Origin of the sequence: Dethiosulfovibrio faecalis, assembly GCF_021568795.1 — a bacterium.
In the GTDB taxonomy this organism is placed as follows: domain Bacteria; phylum Synergistota; class Synergistia; order Synergistales; family Dethiosulfovibrionaceae; genus Dethiosulfovibrio; species Dethiosulfovibrio faecalis.
This window is the reverse complement of the sequence record NZ_JAKGUE010000009.1, coordinates 80543-97313: the sequence shown is the minus strand read 5'-3', so window position 1 is coordinate 97313 and position 16771 is coordinate 80543. Positions and strand designations below refer to the sequence as shown.

Sequence of the window (16771 nt, the reverse complement as noted above, 5' to 3'; positions counted from 1 at the left end):
GGACACCGCAGGAGATCTACTTCGGAAAGGAAGACCTATAGCAGTCTGACCTAAACTAATCTAGGCTAAAAAATGGTCTTGACAATGGGGTCCACCATAGAGTATAATAAACTCATTGGTCCTTATGTTACATCGTCTTCATCTCTCGAGATTCCTCAAAAAAGACTACCTTTTCTATCTTCCTGCTTGTTGAGTCCTGTTATTAGCGGCAATTACTCTGATGCCCGCGTCGTCGGGAGGGGGTTTTGTAACTTATGTTCATGGCTTTGTTTGGGGAGGTGATTAGTTTGTGCGATAAAGTCATCCGCTTTGTCGTGGGAGATCTCTGAAGGGGAGGTTGTCTCGGCATCACGGCGTCTCTTACGGTAGAGTCTTCATCACGATAGATAGGAGGTGACCCTGGTATGTTCACTTATATAATGAGGCGAATTTTGTACACTATCCCCGTTGTTTGGGGAGTCGTTACGGCCGTTTTCATATTGGTTAACGTGGTTCCCGGAGATCCGGCCATGATTATGATGGGTCAAAGAGGGGATCCCGAGACCTTGGCCAAGATCCGTCACGATCTGGGGTTGGATCTGCCCCTTCATAAACAGTATATAAACTTCATGAGTCAATTGATAAAAGGAGACCTGGGGACGTCCTACAGGACCAACGAAAAGGTGGCAGACGCCATCAAGGATCGCTTGGGAGCGACGGCACGGCTCGCCATGTGGGCGTTGGTTCTCGGTACGGTGATAGGCGTAGGTGCCGGGATTCTCTCGGCGGTCAAGCAATACTCGGTGTTCGATTATTCGGCCATGATAATAGCCATAGCGGGGGTGAGCGCCCCGGTCTTCTGGGTCGGGCTCCTGCTTCTTCTGGTCTTTGCCTACGGTCTGGGTTGGTTGCCCGGAGCGGGATACGGCGACGGATCGTGGCGCTATCTCATACTGCCTGTGATTACCTTGGGGGTGAGACCGGGGGCTTTGACCGCCCGTCTTACCAGGTCCTGTATGCTTGAGGTATTGAACCAGGACTACATAAGGACTGCCAAGGCCAAGGGATTGGCGGGCAATGTCGTGGTGATGAAGCATGCCCTCAAGAACGCAATGATTCCCGTGGTCACCATAGTGGGAACTCAGATAGCCTCGTTGCTTTCCGGTGCGGTTCTCACCGAGACGATATTCGCCTGGCCCGGAATAGGTCGTCTCTCGGTGGAGGCCCTCATAGCCAGGGATTTCCCCATGATAAGGGGGACGGTCATCTTCATGGCGCTGATTTTCCTCGTCGCCAACCTGATCGTGGATATCTCCTACGGCTTCTTCGATCCCAGGATCCGTTACGATTAAGGGGGGACCGAGGTTGAATAAAAAGGATAAAGCGGTCGACACCGCAAAGAACCGCAAGCACGGCAGTCTCTGGTATGAGGCATGGGTGCGTTTTCGCAGGAATAAACTGGCCATGTTGGGGCTTATCATGGTCCTCTTTCTTCTGTTCGTGGCCCTTTTCGCTCCTCAGATAGCTCCCTACGATCCCTTCAAGCAGCTCATCTGGACCGAGGGAAAGGCGGCTAAACTGGCCGCCCCCACCGCGAGTCATATCATGGGCACCGATCTCTACGGAAGGGATATCCTCAGCAGGGTCGTGTTCGGGGCCCGTATCTCCCTGCAGATAGGGGTTTTCGCCACTTTGGTGTCCCTCATGATAGGTATCCCCCTCGGGGCTCTGGCCGGTTACTTCGGAGGCTGGGTCGACGATGCCATATCGTGGCTGATAAACGTGGTCTTCGCCTTTCCCTTCTTTCTCTTCGTTCTGGCCATCATAGCCGTATTCAACAATCCCAGCATGATGGTCGTCTTCGTCGCCATCGGTCTGGTCTCCTGGGTTCCGGTCGCGAGGATCACCAGGGCCCAGTTCATATCCCTCAGAGAGAGGGAGTATGTAGAGGCGGCTAAGGCGCTCGGCATACCGACCTGGAGGATCATCTTTTCCCACATTCTTCCCAACGCCCTGGCTCCGGTCATAGTTCAGGCGACCCTGGGATTGGGCAGCATCATAATGGTGGAGGCGGGACTGGCCTTCCTCGGTTTCGGAGCTCAGCCTCCCACTCCTAGCTGGGGGCTGATGATCTCGGTAGGGCAGAAGTACCTGGCCACCGGTCAGTGGTGGTGGGCTATCTTCCCCGGTCTGGCCATAATGTACACAGTTTTGGCCTTCAACTTCGTCGGAGACGGTCTGAGGGACGCTCTGGACGTCCGGCTCAAGAGATAGGAGGTGTCGGGCATGGCATTGTTGGAAGTCAGAAACCTTAAGACCTATTTCGATACCGACGCCGGAACGGTAAAGGCCGTGGACGGTGTCTCCTTCTCCATCGAGCCCGGCAAGACCCTGGGCATAGTCGGTGAATCGGGATGTGGAAAGTCGGTGACCTCCCTGTCCATAATGGGACTCCTCCCCAAGCCGGTCGGTCGAGTGGCCGGAGGAGAGATCGTCATGAACGGAGTCGACCTGTTGAACCTCTCCGAACCGGAGATGAGGAAGATCCGAGGCAACGATATCTCCATGATATTTCAGGAGCCCATGACGAGTCTGAACCCGGTGTACACCATAGGGGAGCAGATCATGGAGCCTTTGAGGCTTCATCAGAAGATGGACGATCGGCAGGCCAAAAAGAGGGCCGTCGAGATGTTGGATCTGGTCGGGATTCCATCGCCGGATCAGAGGGTGGACGAATACCCTCACCAGCTTTCCGGAGGTATGAGGCAGAGGGCCATGATAGCCATGGCTTTGGCCTGCAACCCGGCTCTGCTGATAGCGGACGAGCCCACCACGGCTTTGGACGTGACGGTACAGGCTCAGATACTGGATCTCATGAACGAACTGAGGGAGAAGCTGAACTCGGCCATAATGTTCATAACCCACGATTTGGGAGTCATAGCCCAGATGGCCCAGAGGGTGGTGGTGATGTACGCCGGTAAGGTCGTGGAGGAGGCCGACGTGGTTCCCCTCTATAAGGACCCCCTTCATCCCTACACGCAGGGACTTCTTCGGTCCATTCCGAGGATGGACTGCGACAAGGAACGGTTGGACGTCATCCCAGGAGTGGTGCCGAATCCGTTGGACTTTCCGGAGGGGTGCAAGTTCCACAATCGCTGCGATAAGTGCATAGATCGATGCAGTGTCGAGGAACCTCCCATATATAGGCTCAAGGGCGACCGCAAGGTACGTTGTTGGCTGTACGAGGATCATCCCGACAGAGAGGGGGTCGAGGAATGAGCGTTCCCGTCGAGAGGGAGGATTTTCTGAGGGTAGAGAACCTGAAGAAATATTTTCCCATAAGGAAGGGCATATTCAAGAAGGTGGTCAACCACGTGAAGGCGGTGGATGGCGTTTCATTCTCCATCCGAGAGGGAGAGACGTTGGGAGTGGTGGGCGAATCCGGATGCGGAAAGTCGACCACCGGCAGGACCCTGATGCACCTTCTGGAGCCGACCGACGGCTCGGTCTACTTTAAGGGTCGAGAGCTGGGGCAGATGCTCAGGGAAAACCCCGGACAGGTTAGGCAGAAGATCCAGATAATCTTCCAGGATCCTTACGGTAGCCTCAATCCCAGGATGACCGTGAGCGAGATAGTGGGAGAGGCGGTAAAGCTGTACGGTATCGCCAAAGGTCGTAAGGAGTTAGACCGTTACGTCACCGACGTGATAGTCAAGGCCGGTCTTCGTCCCGAACATCGTTTCCGCTATCCTCACGAGTTCTCCGGTGGTCAGAGACAGCGAATAGGTATAGCTCGGGCCCTTGCCTTGAATCCCAAGTTCATCGTGTGCGACGAGCCGGTCTCTGCACTGGACGTGTCCATTCAGAGCCAGGTTTTGAACGAGCTGAGGGATCTTCAGCAGGAGCTGGGCCTTACCTATCTCTTCATCACCCACGATCTGTCGGTGGTCAAGCACATCTCCGACAGGATCGCCATAATGTACCTCGGCAAGGTGGTGGAGATAACCTCCAAGGACTCGATATTCGTCAATCCCCTTCATCCCTATACCAAGGCGTTGATGTCGGCGATCCCCCTTCCTGATCCTACATTGAAGGTGGAGAGGGTTCCCTTGGAGGGTGACATCCCCTCTCCTATAGACCCGCCGTCGGGATGTCGGTTCCACACCAGATGCCCTTACGCCATGGACAGATGCAGAGAGGAAGAACCACCTCTGGTGGAGGTGGAGAAGGATCACGAGGTGGCGTGTTTCCTTCTGGAGAGGTAGAAAAAAAGGCGGAGCCGAGAACATATCGGCTCCGCCTTTTTTCTAGGCCCTGTAGACCTCTACTCCGTCTATGAAGGTTATGGCTACCTCCGTTCTTGCGTCGAATGGGTCGCCTTTCCATAGAACTATGTCCCCGTCTTTTCCCGGTTCCAGAGATCCCATCCTAGCCTCCAATCCAAGGTGTTCAGCCGGGGACAGGGTTACTGCCCTTAGGGCTTCCTCTCTGGACAGCCCAGCCCGATGGGCCATGGTGGCGCAGAGCATAAGGGAGTGTACCGGGGTCACCGGGTGGTCCGTTATTATGCAGAAATGGATCCCTCTCTCGGAGAAGACCTTGAGGGTGTCCCAGGTCATGTGTCTGAGCTCTATCTTGGGGCGGCAGGAGAGGGTGGGGCCTACCGCGGCCATTACTTTCTTCGACGCTAGGTAATCCGGTATTAGGTGTCCCTCGGTGCAGTGTTCCAAGGTCAGGTCTATCCCGAATTCCTCGGCGGTCCTTATGGCCGTCGCTATGTCGTCGGCCCTGTGACAGTGTACCCTGAGGGGCATCTTTTTCTCCACCACCGGCAGCAGAGCCTCCATGTCGGGTTTTATCTCGAAGGGGTCCTTGTCCTCGTCTTTTTTGGCGAGCCAGTGTTCCTTGGCGGCCTTGTAGTTGAAGGCTTCCTGAAGGGTGTTCCTCATGCAGGCGGCGTTTCCCATCCTCGTGGTCGGAAGCTGGTTTTTCTCCTTGTAGACCCCGATGGGATTCTCCCCCAGGGCTGCCTTCATTCCAGACGGGGCAAGGACAGCCATCTCGTCCACCACTAGACCTCTGGTTTTTATGACGGCCCCCTGTCCTCCTATGACGTTGGCGCTTCCCGGAAGGACCTGAACCGCCGTCACCCCGCCCTTTCTAGCCTCTCCGAAGGCTTCGTCGAAGGGGTATATGGAGTCCAATATCCTCAATTGAGGGGTGCTCGGGTCGGTCATGTCGTTCTCGTCAGTCATGGAGTAGGGAATTCCCTCCGGGCAGGTTCCTATATGGGTGTGTGCGTCTATGAGGCCCGGGGTGACCGTCATGCCCGAGGCGTCCAGGATCTCCGCTCCGCTTGGTATGGAAAGTCCCGCTCCGACCGCCTTTATCCTGCCGTCCTCCACCAGGACGGTACCTCCCTGAATCGTCCCGGACGATATCGTTTCCACCGTGCCTCCGACTATGGCTTTCAGCATATAATACGTCTCCTCTCAGTTTTTATCCGATATATCTTTCATAAAACCCCTCACGCTGTTGGCCATGAAGGCTCTCTCTCTCGATACCACCTCGGGAAGAAAGTCCTCCATGGGCTTCAAGGCCGGGTCCGTCCTGATGAGATGGTCCACCAGGGCGTCGGGATCCTCGTCTTCGCGAGCTAGGGAGATAGTTTCCTCCCAAAGATCCAGCTGGTCAAGGGCTTTTTTCATGAAGGTCGCTCCGTCGTCGATCGGCCCGTAATGTCCCGGACAGAGCAGGTCGTGATCCAGTTTCATGACCGATCGGAGCGATTCTCTGCCGATGTCTATGCGGAAGGGGGGAGCGGCTGCCGGTCTCAGGTAGGGGGCTTTTTTTGTTTTATCACTGTACCACCGATTCACCATGCGATCCGCGCATACCCCTGCGACCTCCCCTGCGAAGAATATCCTCCTGTCTCCGGAATATAGGAACGACAGGTGATGGTGGGCGTGTCCCGGGGTCTCTATGGTTAATATATCGGAAAGGGCATAGTTCAGAGATTTTTCCGGTACCGGCAGTGGCTTTCCGTAGGATGTCGCCGTGTCTCCGAGCACCAGAAGGCTCCCCTCCCAAAGTTTTTCGGGATCCACCAAGTGACGGTGCCCTCTTTGGTGTGCCGTCACAGTCATGTCGGGGTAGAGTCTACATAGATCTCCCGCACCTCCTCCGTGGTCGAGGTGTATATGGGTGAGAAGAAGTCTGTCCGGCCGTAGCTTCAAAGATCTTAGAGCCCCGTCCAGCACCGGTATGGAGGAGCGGGGGCCGCAGTCAACCACCGACACGATTTCCTTTACTCGATCCTCCAGTATCCAGGAGCATATGAAGTGTTCGAATCCCTCGATCGACTGTGGAAGATCCACAAGATATAAAGACGTGTCGGAGGTCTCCAACACGAGATCGATTTTCATGGTAGCACCTCCTTGGGGTTTTATATCTATGTTTTTAGATTCCCGATATAAAAATCGCCATTTTTTCCTATCTTGTCGTAGAATGGGTTGACCGACCTGTGAGTCGTATGAAATATGGAGGTAGCAAAGATGACATCTAAAGAACGTTCGGAGCGTATGGGTAGTGACCCGATCTGGCGGTTGCTTTTTCAGTTTTCCCTTCCGGCCATAGTCGGAATGGTCGCCAGTGCCCTTTATAACATAGTGGATCGGATGTTCATAGGTCACGCCGTCGGTCCTAACGGGATAGCCGCTATAACCGTGGCTTTCCCGTTTTTCCTTCTGGTCATATCCACCGGTATCCTTATAGGCGTGGGAACCTCGTCTCAGATATCCAGAAGACTCGGGGAAAACGAGCAGGACAGGGCTCAGCTTGCCATGGGAAACGGCTTCCTGGCCGTCTTGATCTCCTCGGTGGTTCTCATGGTGCTGGCCTTTTTCTTTATGGAAGAGCTTATGTATCTCTGCGGTGCCAGCGAGACCCTGATGCCTCTCACTCGATCCTATATGTCGGTCATACTTTGGGGCGTCCCCTTCCAGCTGATAAGCTTTTGCTGCAATTACTTCATAAGGGCCGAGGGGCATCCGAGATATGCCATGTGGACCCTTATCCTCGGGGCCTGTGCCAACGTCTTTCTGGACTGGGTTTTTATAGTGAAGATGGGCATGGGAGTTAAGGGAGCGGCTCTTGGGACGGTGCTGGCTCAATTGGGAGCCGCCTGCTGGGTGTTGCTGTTCTACCTCAAGGGGATGGGCGAACTTCGTTTCATCCGGGAGAGCTTTCGCCCCAGGAAGAGGATAATGGCGGAGATGATAGCGGTAGGTTTTTCTCCCTTCATGATGGAGATGTTCTTCGTCTTCGTAATGGTCATATTCAACCGTACCCTGAGCCGTCTGGGAGGGGAGCTGGCGGTCTCCGCCATGGGTATCTTCTTCAGTCTCGACAGCCTGCTGTTCATGCCGGCGGTCGGTATAGGAGAGGCCTCCCAGCCCATAATAGGCTACAACTACGGGGCGGGGAATTTCGATAGGGTTAGAAAGACCGTCGGCATGGCTATGGCGGCCGCGGTGATCTTCTTTCTCTGTTCTCTTATCGTGGCCGAGCTCTTCCCGAGGCAGATGGCCATGCTGTTCAACAAGGAGAGCGAACCTCTGCTGGATCTGGCTGTGAGGGCCATCCGGATAGGCTATATAGGGGCCCCCCTGGCGGGAGTCGCCATAATATCGGGGTTCGTATTTCAGGCCCTGGGCAAGGCGAAACAGAGCCTCATTCTCAATATATGCCGCCAGGTGATCTTTCTGCTGCCTCCGTTGTTTATACTCCCCCCTCTGATGGGAGTGGACGGAGTATGGCTTTCCTTCCCGATCGTCGACGTGGGCGGCGGTATTCTGGGTTGGTACATGGTCAGGGCGGAGATGCGCCGTTGGGTGAATCCTCCGGATATGGTCGTCAAGGTTTAGATCCTGTCCCGGCATTTCGTGCTTTTGTCCCCTAAAGTTGCTATTATAGAGGACGGGATTTTTTAAGTCTTGTGGAATAGCAGATCAGTTTTTATAGGGGGGAGCCGATGACTTCGACCGTTTATTTCAGCGATATGAGGAGCAAGACGCCGGAGGACAACAAGGGCAACAAGATACGTCGTCTTCTGGAAGCAGCCGGAGGAAGGACTCTGCGAAAAGGGGACCTTACGGCGGTAAAGCTCCATTTCGGCGAGAGGGGATGCGACGGTTTCATACGCCCTATCTTCGTGAGAAAAGCGGTAGACTGGGCCAAGGAAAAGGGAGCTAAGCCCTTTCTTACAGACACGAACACTCTCTACACCGGCAGCAGGAAGAACTCGGTGGACCATCTTCTGACCGCCATAGAGCACGGCTTCGGTTACGAGGTAACGGGGGCTCCTCTGGTAATAGCCGACGGTCTCAGGAGCGGGAACTTTCAGGAGATCCCCGTGAGGGGAGAGATGTTCTCCTCTGTCAAGATAGCCTCGGACATCCGTTCCTCCGACTCGATGATAGTGCTGTCCCATTTCAAGGGGCACGTCATGGCGGGTTTCGGAGGTGCGGTGAAGAATCTGGCCATGGGGTGCGCTCCCGCCGAGGGTAAGAAGGAGCAGCATTCGGCCAGGATGTCGGTAGACGACGAAAAATGCGTGGGATGCGGCCGTTGTTTCAGAAACTGCCCGGTCAAGGCCATCTCCATGACGGGAGGAAAGGCCGTTATAGATAAGGACGTCTGTATCGGCTGCGGCGAATGTCTCACTGTCTGTCCCGCCTCGGCGATCTCCCTGGACTGGAGGACAGACGTAGTCCAGTTTCACCGGAGGATGGCCGAGTACGCCCTGGGAGCCGTGGCGGACAAGGAGACAAAGACTGTTTTTTTGAATTTCATAATGGACGTGACGCCTCAGTGCGATTGCGTTCCCTGGAGCGACGCCCCTGTGGTGTCCGACATAGGGCTTGCCGCCTCGACCGATCCCGTAGCTTTGGACAAGGCCTGTCTCGATATGGTGATCTCCAGGGCCGGAACCGATCCCTTCAAGGATCTGTACGATAAGATCGATTCGATGGAGCAGCTTCGTCACGGAGAGGCCGTCGGATTGGGCCATCTGGATTACGTTCTGAGGGAGATGTAGAGCATGAAAGCCTTTTCTTTCACCCTGTCGTTGATACTGTGGGGATACATCATAGCGGTGCTGTACGCTCGGTACGTGACCCCTTTCGTGTCCGGAACCAGACGTTCCATAGCCTCCGGGGAATTCGGCGGTACCACTGGCGACGATCTTCAGAGCAAGCTGTTGAGGGTGGCTCTGGACCTGGTGTTCTTTATCGCTCAGGCCTATTTCCTGATGGGATGGTCCGCCTACGCGGTCCTCAAGATAAGGATAATGACCCATCTGCCCGACGCGGGCAGTCCGGTGATCTTCTACGTCATAGGTATGGCTATATGTATGTGGACCTTGGGCTATATCGCCTTGAGGGAGAAATACGAGGGGTTCCTGTCGATCCTACACAGCGTGGTCGCCATGGGGGCCTTTGCGACCTTTGCCTTCAAGCCTCAGCACATACCGGTCCTCTACGGTTGGATGGTAAACATAATGGGGGGCTTGAGGTAAGATGCTCTACGACAACGTCGAGACCGAATGGGGCGGTGCCCTGGTGGTCATGGACGAGGTCGGGATCAGCAGGATCAGTCTGTACGAAGGCAGGGGTGCCCCTATGCCTCTATTCGACCGTTGGCGACGGTCTCCCTCGGATCTCAGAGAGGCTGTGGGACAGCTTAGGGCCTACTTTGCCGGCGAGCTTAGGGAATTCGACCTGCCTCTTTCTCTGAACGGTACCGATTTTCAGATGAAGGTATGGAACGCCTTGAAGGCCATCCCCTACGGCACCACGGTGTCCTATCTCCAGCTGGCCGCATCGATCGACAAGCCGAAGGCCTGCAGGGCGGTAGGTGGTGCCAACGGCAGAAACCCCGTGCCGGTGGTGATTCCCTGTCACAGGGTGATAGGGGCTAACGGTTCTCTCGGTGGATATTCCGGAGGACTGGGGATCAAGAGGAGACTGCTGGCCATAGAGGGAGTTCATTTCGACTGAAAATACACGACCGAGTGTCTCTCCATGAGATCGCCCCGCCCGGGCTCTACTTAGCCTCGGGCGGGGCGATCGTTTGTTCCATTAGTTTCGCCATCTCATCTCCGGACGGACGAAACCGTATATGCAGTTTTCCTGACCTGTTCTGATTGCCCAGTTCCTGTTGCCGTAGTCGAAGTGCCACCATTCCTTGGGATAATTGGAGAATCCCTCTCTCTCCATGAGGTTCAGCAGTAACCTTCTGTTGTTCAGTATCTCCTCTTCCTCCTGGGACAGGGTACCTTTAGTCTCAAGGATCCTGTCGTAATGGTCGGTGTAGGATTTTTCGGAGGTCTCGTCGAACCCCGATCCCATGGGAACGGTCCGTCCTTTTTCGTCCGCTAGGGTTAGGTCCACCGATCCTCCCGTACAGTGTCCCGATACGAGATCAGGCTCGACCGAGGGGTAGGCGACGAATATCCTGGCTCTTCGGTCCACCTCGTCCGGCGGCAGCTCCGGATGGTCTCTGGATATCTCGCATTTTATGGTGTCGAACAACTCCCTCTGTAGCTCGGGAGCTCTCCAGCAGTCCAGAAGGACGAACTTCCATCCCTTCGGAAGGCTATTCGCCGCCCTTACCAGCCTTTCGTAGACCCCTACTCGGAGAAAGGACTCGGCGACGCTTCCCTTAAGACCCTGTATGAAATACTGGGGCCTGGACAGTATTCTCTCGGGGTATAGGCTGGCCGATACGAGAGGCTCTCCGCTTTCGATCAGAAGAGGCGTTTTCTTCGTCATATTCTCACCTCCGTCACTAGAGACCTAAGATTCGGGGCAACGTGACCGTTATCGCCGGGAAGGATATTATGGCTATCAACACGGTCATGGCAACCGCGATGAAGGGCCATATCTCCCTGAACAGGTCTCCCAGAGGAACCTTGCCCACCGCTGCCACGATATAGTTGCAGGCCCCGACGGGAGGGGTTATCAATGCTATCGTCACGTTCAACGTCATCACTATGCCGAAGTGGAACGGGTCTATACCGGCCTTCACCGCCAGAGGGGCGAAGATAGGTGTCAGCAAGGTGAGCACAGCCACCTCCTCCATGAACATCCCTATGACGAAGATTATGGAGCTGAGCACTATCATCAGCAGCCAGGGATGTTCCAACAGTCCCATACCCACTATTACAGAGGCGAATTTTTGTGTGACCCTCTCCCACTTCAGGAACCATCCTACCACCGTGGCAGCTCCCATTATCAGGAAGATTGCGCTGGTGAGTCGGACCGTCTCGTAGATCGAATCCCAGAGGCCGGACCATGTCAGCTGCCTTGTGACGGCTATCCCCGCCAGCAAACAGTAGACCACCGCCAAAGCGCCGGACTCGGTCGGGGTCACCACTCCGGTCACGATGCCGCCGACTATTATCAGCGGTGCCACCAGTGCCGCAATCGACCTCCTGAGTATGGTCTTGGCCCTGGCCCTTACCGCGGCGGTGTCGGTCATGGGAACTTTGTACCTTCTGGAGAAGAACCAGTTCATGGCCATGAAGGCCAGCCCAAGGACGAACCCCGGGACCACTCCGGCGGCAAACAGCCCCCCTATGGAGGTGTTGGTCATGGCGGCGTAGATTATCATGAATATGCTGGGCGGTATTATAGGTCCTATCAGCGAGCTTCCGGCTGTGAGCCCTGCTGCGTATGCTTTGGGAAATCCCTCTTTCTCCATTGCCGGTATAAGAATGGATCCCAGGGCCGAGGCGTCCGCCGCGGCGGAGCCGTTGACCCCGGCTAGTATGATGCCTCCCACCACGTTTACGTATCCCAGCCCCCCCCGGACCGATCCCACGAGCAGGCGGCTGAAGTCGATCAGTCGGTCTGTCAGTCCAGAACGGTTCATCAGGCTTCCGGCCAGTATGAAGAAGGGAATGGCCATCAGCGAGAAAACGTCCATTCCTCCGAAGAACTGCTGCGGAATGGCCCTGAGGAGCGTCAGGTTTCCGGTGCCCAATATGCCGAGAAATCCCGTGAACAGCAAGGAGGCGTAGAGGGGGACTCCAAGAGCCATCTGGAGGAAGAACCCTCCCAGTAGCATGAGTCCCGTCATGACCGGTCACCTCCGTCGGAGGGGCGATGCAGCTCCTGGAGCAGGAGCTGCATCAACAACATGGACATGCCGATCGGAACGGCCATGAGAGGAATGGCCTTGGGGATGCCCAGAGCCATGGTCTTCATGGTCCAGGTTCCAGCGACGTTCTTGCCGCCGAGCCATATCAGGAGGATCAGTACCACCGCCTGTATCCCCATCCTGGCTACGTAGGAGACCTTTTTCAGCCATCTTGGGAAACGCGGTGCCAGAAAGTCTATCGACATATGGTCCCCCTTCGCCTGGGCTCCCGCCGCCCCCAGCATCACCAGCCAAACCAGGGAATATCGAGCTACCTCCTCGGTCCATATGATCGAGCTTTTCATGACGTAACGGAAGAAGATGCCTAGCACTATATCTCCCACGTTGACCAGCAGGAGAAAACCGGCCACCACGGCGCTTAGTCGCTCCATGGCGACGGCCATCCTCTGGACTTTTCCGAGGTCGCTCGAGCCGTCCATAGCGCTATTCCTTCGCCGCCTCGTTCGCCCTGGTGGCGCACTGTACCGCCAGGTCAAGCCATTCCTGACTCACCTTGGTCTTGAGCCACTTCACGTATTCGGGCTGTCCCTTTTCCCTGAACTGATCCATCTCGTTTCCGTTGGGGGAGTATACATCCATCCCCTTTTCCTTCAGATACTCCACCTGTTTGGAGTCCGCCGCCTCCACCTCCATGCGGCTAATGCGGTTGGCCTCCTTGGCCGCCTCGACGACGACCTTGCGATCCTCCTCGGAGAGGGAGTCGAACAGGTCGCCGTTCATGACCAGGAACTGATCGGAGTACTGTATGTTGGCCAGGGTCATGTATTTCTGTACCTCGTATAGGCTTCCTATGATTATGTACATTGCCGGGTTCATCTGACCGTCCACGACCCCGGTCTTGAGGGCCATGTACAGTTCCGTCCATGGTATGGGGGTTCCGCTGGCTCCGAATGCCTGGTATATGGCCAGCTGTCCCTCGTCCATGCCCCTGAACTTGAGTCCCTTGAAGTCGTCCGGGCCGTGTATGGCTCTCTCCGAGTTTGTGAAGGCCAGGAATCCGCCTTCCTCTACCGCCTCCAGCAGCACCGCTCCGGTCCTGTTGCGGAATTCCTCCTGGGCTTTCTTCCAGTACTGGCTTTTATCGAAGAATATGTGGGCCGCCTCGTAGGAGTTGAACATGAAGGGTATGGACGAGGCGTATATCTCGGGGAAAACCGGAGCCACTCCGGCGAAGGAGGCTATATTGGCCATCGGCTGGTTAAGACCGGTCTTCATCAGGAGCTCCATTCGCTCCTCCTCCGTTCCCAGCTGGCTATCGGGGAAGAGCTCGAAGGCAACCCGTCCCTCGGTTCCCTCCTCGACCAGCTTCTTGAAGTTTTCCGCGAAGGCGTGGACTGCGTTGTCCTCCGCTTTCGGCGGTCCGTTGTAGGACATCTTGACCGTCACCGCCGTGGAGGCTGCCGCGGTGAGTCCCATCAAAATCAAGGACATAAGCAGTATCGTCGATGTACGCCTGAAGACTTTCACGATAAAACACTTCCCTTCGATGATATGTCAGAGCGAAGCCCTGTATCGTCAATTCTAAATAGTCGGGGGTGTTTTTGCAACAAAAGAGGGAGCGTGCCGTTCAGGCACGCTCCCTTTATGTCCTTTCCTAGGCAACGTAGAGGAAGTAGGCTCCCGCCGTTACCACGAGCCATCCGCATATCTGGGAGATCACGAAAGGCCCTTTGCTGTTGTCGGTCCAGTTCATGTATCGATCCAGACCGTTGGCGAAGGTTCCGGCCAGGAGAATGACCAAAGCGTAGCCCAGGCCGTAGAGGGCTACGATCGACATCCCCCTGGCGAGGCTGTCCGTCGATGCCTTCATGGCTATGACCAGCATAGGAGCCATATAGGCGAAGGTGCAGGGACCCAGCGCCATGCCGGACACCGTTCCAAGAATCAGGGCTCCCAGCAAACCTTTTTTGTTCCCGGCCTTAACGTTCCCCGATACGAACCAGGGGATCGTTATCACGTCCAGAAGATGAAGGCCGAAGAGGAAGAGCACCGCTGATACTATGTAGTTCATTATGGAGCTCAGTCCCTGCATGAGAGCTCCTGCGGAGGCGATTACCATCCCTACCAGGGCTATGTTGACCAGTATCCCCAGGGAGAAGGCCCCCGATACGAGGAGAGCGTTCTTGGCTCCCTTTTCCTCCTGCCCCTGGATATAACCGACTACAAGTGGTATGCTCACCAGGCTGCAAGGGCTCAGGAGGACGCTGAAGATGCCCCATATGAAGGCCGCCACGAAGGCCGCCGACCCTGTGCCTGACAGGGCGGACTGAACCGCGGCCAGCAGGTTACCCAAGGCGATCTCTCCCGGTCATTTCAAGTCCTCCAGTTCGTATCCGAGCTCCTTCCAGCTGTCCTTGAGCTGTTCGGAGTTCATTATCCCCTCGTGTTTCAGCAGCAGCTCTTCTTCGGGGGACAGGAATATCAAGGTGGGGACCACCCTTACTCCGTATTTTTTCGCGTAGTCCATGTTGTCCATGAGGTTTATCTTTCTGACCGTCACGCCGTCGTACAGTTTCTCGAACCCTTCCAGGATTCGCGCCATCTCGACGCAGGCAGGTCAGCCCGGTGCGCTGAGATCAAGGAGGATCGGATAGCTCTTCGACGCTTTATTCTCCGCCACAGCAGGCGTTTCCGTGCCTTTCAAACCCTTGAAGTGCAATGTTCCCCCTATGATCAGAAAGACGATCACCAGGGTTACTATCTTTCTCATGTTCATCGGCTCCGCCTCCTTCCGGTGGAATGTCCTACGCTTATTATAAGGTATCCCCGTCGATTTAGATAGGTAAAAATACCTATCATGGTGTTTCGGGGTTTTCTTTATGTCTCGGAATTTTTAGTGGGAGGTATAAAATGGAGTTTATGTCGCCTAGGCGCCTTGTGGGGCGTTTTGCGGAATTGGTCCGTAGGGAATGGAACACCTTTTGGCTAGCTACCGTAGGGACTGTACTGATGAGCTTCGCCATAGTTGCTCTGACCGTTCCTTACCGTTTCGCCGGTGCCGGTTTGGCCGGAATAGCCATTTTGACCAAATACGTCTGGAATATCTCTCCGGCGTGGGCCATAGCTTTCGGAAACGTCTTTCTGCTGGGCTGGGGGTGGAGGGTCCTGTCCCCTCGCTTTGTCCTCTGGACTCTTTACGTCTCCATGCTGACCTCCGGGGCCGTGGCGTTCTTCGAGTTGTTCTCCTATCCGATGCTACAGGACGAGTTTCTGGCGGCCATACTGGCCGGTGTATTCGGCGGGGTGGGTATAGGATTGGTGTTTCGTGTGGGGGCCTCCACAGGGGGGACCGACGTCATAGTGATGGCCGCCAGAAAGAGGTGGGGAGTCGACGTCGGTATGTACTCTTTCTACATAAATATAGCCATACTTCTCGGATCTTGGTTCGTCGTAGACCTGGAGAAACTATTGCTCGGAGGGGTTGCCCTGTACGTGGAAAGTCTGGTCATAGACAGCGTTCTCAAGTCATTCGACAGACGAAAGCAGATCACCGTAATAACTTCCAGAGACGACGAGGTCCGGCGTTTTATCCTTGAGATCCTTGGCAAGAGCGCCACGATGGTCAAGGCTGAGGGAGCCTATACCGGCGACGAAAGGATGATGTTTATAGTGGTCGTCAACAGAAGACAGGCCATGGAGCTCAAGCGATTTGTCGTGTCGGTAGATCCCAGGGCCTTCATAGTTTTGTCCGACGTCGCCGAGGTCGTAGGCGAGGGCTTCAAGCACTGGAAACACATCTGACGATAGAGAACGGAAAAGAGGAGGGGAGTCCCTCCTCTTTTCCGTTCGGCTACATGAAAGCCGATATAATCGCCGCTACGAGGAGTGCCGGCAGCATGTTCATCACCTTTATCCTCTTTATCTCCAGTATCCCCAGGCCTATGCCTATGAGCATTATCCCTCCGACCGCCGAGATCTCGTCTATCATGGTCTGGGTCATGTAGGGTTGAAGGGCGCTGGCGGCAAGGGTTATGGATCCCTGATACAGTAAGACCGAGAGGGCGGACAGGCCCACTCCGATTCCCAACGATACGGCAAAGGCCACCGACCCAATGCCGTCCATCAGCGACTTCGTAAGGAGGAGTCTCGGCCAGTCCCCGACCCCTTCCTCTATGGCCCCCAGTATCGCCATGGATCCCATGCAGAACACCAACGAGGCGGTCATGAATCCCTCCGTTGCGTTTCCCGACGCCCCGATCCTCTTCTGTAGGGACTCCGCCCCTCTCCGCAGCCTTCCGTCCAGGTCGAAAAACTCTCCCGCGATGGTGCCTGCGACGACGCTGAACACCAGTATCAGAACGTTATCGGTGGATCCAGTCATGGATATCCCTAGCCACAGGGTCACGAGGCCGATAGAGTGGAAGGCCGCCGTGGTGACCGAGGACGGCAGAGTAGATCGGAAAGTCAGGCCGAACAGGGTCCCTATGACGATAGCGATGGCGTTGGCTATCGATCCGAAGAGCGGTATGTGTTCGGCTATATGTCGCAGCCACATGTAGTTGCCCCCTTAAGCTCGAATCTCGAATATAGAAAGAGATGATAGCACACAAAACCTTCCCATGCCTCCATG

At 55.5% G+C, this 16771-nt stretch carries 19 protein-coding genes; 9 read left to right on the top strand and 10 right to left on the bottom strand.

Going from position 1 to position 16771, the window contains the following annotated elements; all coding sequences use genetic code 11:
- The first annotated feature begins 404 nt into the window (after positions 1 to 404).
- From L2W58_RS08010 to L2W58_RS07995, 4 genes are read left to right on the top strand one after another with little or no spacing between them, the layout of a single operon-like run.
- Positions 405 to 1331 carry an ABC transporter permease gene (locus tag L2W58_RS08010; protein ID WP_236102826.1) on the top strand — a complete coding sequence of 309 codons (927 nt, stop codon included), beginning with the start codon at positions 405 to 407 and terminating at the stop codon, positions 1329 to 1331.
- 13 nt (positions 1332 to 1344) lie between these two features.
- Entirely contained in the window at positions 1345 to 2253 is a 909-nt protein-coding gene (locus L2W58_RS08005; RefSeq protein ID WP_236102825.1) for an ABC transporter permease, read from the top strand.
- A 12-nt stretch (positions 2254 to 2265) separates the two neighbouring features.
- Positions 2266 to 3258 carry an ABC transporter ATP-binding protein gene (locus L2W58_RS08000; protein ID WP_236102824.1) on the top strand — a complete coding sequence of 331 codons (993 nt, stop codon included), beginning with the start codon at positions 2266 to 2268 and terminating at the stop codon, positions 3256 to 3258.
- The gene (locus L2W58_RS07995; RefSeq protein WP_236102823.1) at positions 3255 to 4244 is read left to right on the top strand and encodes an ABC transporter ATP-binding protein; all 990 of its coding nucleotides are present in this window, start codon (positions 3255 to 3257) and stop codon (positions 4242 to 4244) included. Before L2W58_RS08000 ends, L2W58_RS07995 begins: the two co-directional genes overlap by 4 nt.
- Positions 4245 to 4286: 42 nt before the next feature.
- Here the strand turns inward: L2W58_RS07995 and L2W58_RS07990 are convergent, their stop codons facing one another.
- A complete protein-coding gene (locus tag L2W58_RS07990; RefSeq protein WP_236102822.1) occupies positions 4287 to 5456 on the bottom strand; it encodes an amidohydrolase in 1170 nt (389 codons plus the stop codon).
- A gap of 15 nt (positions 5457 to 5471) precedes the next feature.
- On the bottom strand, positions 5472 to 6404 hold the full coding sequence (locus tag L2W58_RS07985; RefSeq protein ID WP_236102821.1) for an MBL fold metallo-hydrolase: 933 nt from the start codon (positions 6402 to 6404) through the stop codon (positions 5472 to 5474).
- 129 nt (positions 6405 to 6533) lie between these two features.
- Between L2W58_RS07985 and L2W58_RS07980 the strand changes: the two genes are divergently transcribed.
- From L2W58_RS07980 to L2W58_RS07960, 4 genes are all read left to right on the top strand, one after another.
- Complete coding sequence (locus L2W58_RS07980; protein WP_236102820.1) at positions 6534 to 7904, top strand: MATE family efflux transporter; 1371 nt, start codon at positions 6534 to 6536, stop codon at positions 7902 to 7904.
- A 107-nt stretch (positions 7905 to 8011) separates the two neighbouring features.
- Complete coding sequence (locus tag L2W58_RS07975; protein ID WP_236102819.1) at positions 8012 to 9076, top strand: DUF362 domain-containing protein; 1065 nt, start codon at positions 8012 to 8014, stop codon at positions 9074 to 9076.
- 3 nt (positions 9077 to 9079) lie between these two features.
- Positions 9080 to 9556: a hypothetical protein gene (locus tag L2W58_RS07970; RefSeq protein WP_236102818.1), complete on the top strand. Its 477-nt coding sequence runs from the start codon at positions 9080 to 9082 to the stop codon at positions 9554 to 9556.
- Position 9557: 1 nt separating this feature from the next.
- Complete coding sequence (locus tag L2W58_RS07960; RefSeq protein ID WP_255700457.1) at positions 9558 to 10037, top strand: methylated-DNA--[protein]-cysteine S-methyltransferase; 480 nt, start codon at positions 9558 to 9560, stop codon at positions 10035 to 10037.
- 81 nt (positions 10038 to 10118) lie between these two features.
- On the opposite strand, the gene L2W58_RS07955 is transcribed toward L2W58_RS07960, so the two are convergent.
- The 7 genes from L2W58_RS07955 to L2W58_RS07925 all read right to left on the bottom strand — a co-directional run bounded on the left by L2W58_RS07955 (position 10119) and on the right by L2W58_RS07925 (position 14917).
- Positions 10119 to 10811: a M15 family metallopeptidase gene (locus L2W58_RS07955; RefSeq protein WP_236102817.1), complete on the bottom strand. Its 693-nt coding sequence runs from the start codon at positions 10809 to 10811 to the stop codon at positions 10119 to 10121.
- Between the two features lie 16 nt (positions 10812 to 10827).
- Complete coding sequence (locus tag L2W58_RS07950) at positions 10828 to 12120, bottom strand: TRAP transporter large permease (RefSeq protein WP_236102816.1); 1293 nt, start codon at positions 12118 to 12120, stop codon at positions 10828 to 10830.
- Positions 12117 to 12620 (bottom strand): TRAP transporter small permease, encoded by a 504-nt coding sequence (locus L2W58_RS07945; protein ID WP_236102815.1) that lies wholly within the window; start codon positions 12618 to 12620, stop codon positions 12117 to 12119. Before L2W58_RS07945 ends, L2W58_RS07950 begins: the two co-directional genes overlap by 4 nt.
- A 4-nt stretch (positions 12621 to 12624) precedes the next feature.
- Positions 12625 to 13632, bottom strand: a complete 1008-nt coding sequence (locus tag L2W58_RS07940) for a TRAP transporter substrate-binding protein (RefSeq protein ID WP_236102814.1) — start codon at positions 13630 to 13632, stop codon at positions 12625 to 12627.
- 163 nt (positions 13633 to 13795) lie between these two features.
- Complete coding sequence (locus tag L2W58_RS07935; RefSeq protein WP_236102813.1) at positions 13796 to 14494, bottom strand: cytochrome c biogenesis CcdA family protein; 699 nt, start codon at positions 14492 to 14494, stop codon at positions 13796 to 13798.
- Positions 14495 to 14509: 15 nt separating this feature from the next.
- Positions 14510 to 14743, bottom strand: coding sequence for a thioredoxin family protein (locus L2W58_RS07930; protein ID WP_236102812.1), 234 nt, complete (start codon positions 14741 to 14743; stop codon positions 14510 to 14512).
- A gap of 15 nt (positions 14744 to 14758) precedes the next feature.
- The gene (locus L2W58_RS07925) at positions 14759 to 14917 is read right to left on the bottom strand and encodes a hypothetical protein (protein WP_236102811.1); all 159 of its coding nucleotides are present in this window, start codon (positions 14915 to 14917) and stop codon (positions 14759 to 14761) included.
- A 134-nt stretch (positions 14918 to 15051) separates the two neighbouring features.
- On the opposite strand from L2W58_RS07925, the gene L2W58_RS07920 reads away from it, so the two are divergent.
- A complete protein-coding gene (locus L2W58_RS07920) occupies positions 15052 to 15942 on the top strand; it encodes a YitT family protein (protein WP_236102810.1) in 891 nt (296 codons plus the stop codon).
- Between the two features lie 49 nt (positions 15943 to 15991).
- On the opposite strand, the gene L2W58_RS07915 is transcribed toward L2W58_RS07920, so the two are convergent.
- On the bottom strand, positions 15992 to 16696 hold the full coding sequence (locus L2W58_RS07915) for a DUF554 domain-containing protein (protein ID WP_236102809.1): 705 nt from the start codon (positions 16694 to 16696) through the stop codon (positions 15992 to 15994).
- Positions 16697 to 16771 lie beyond the last annotated feature (75 nt).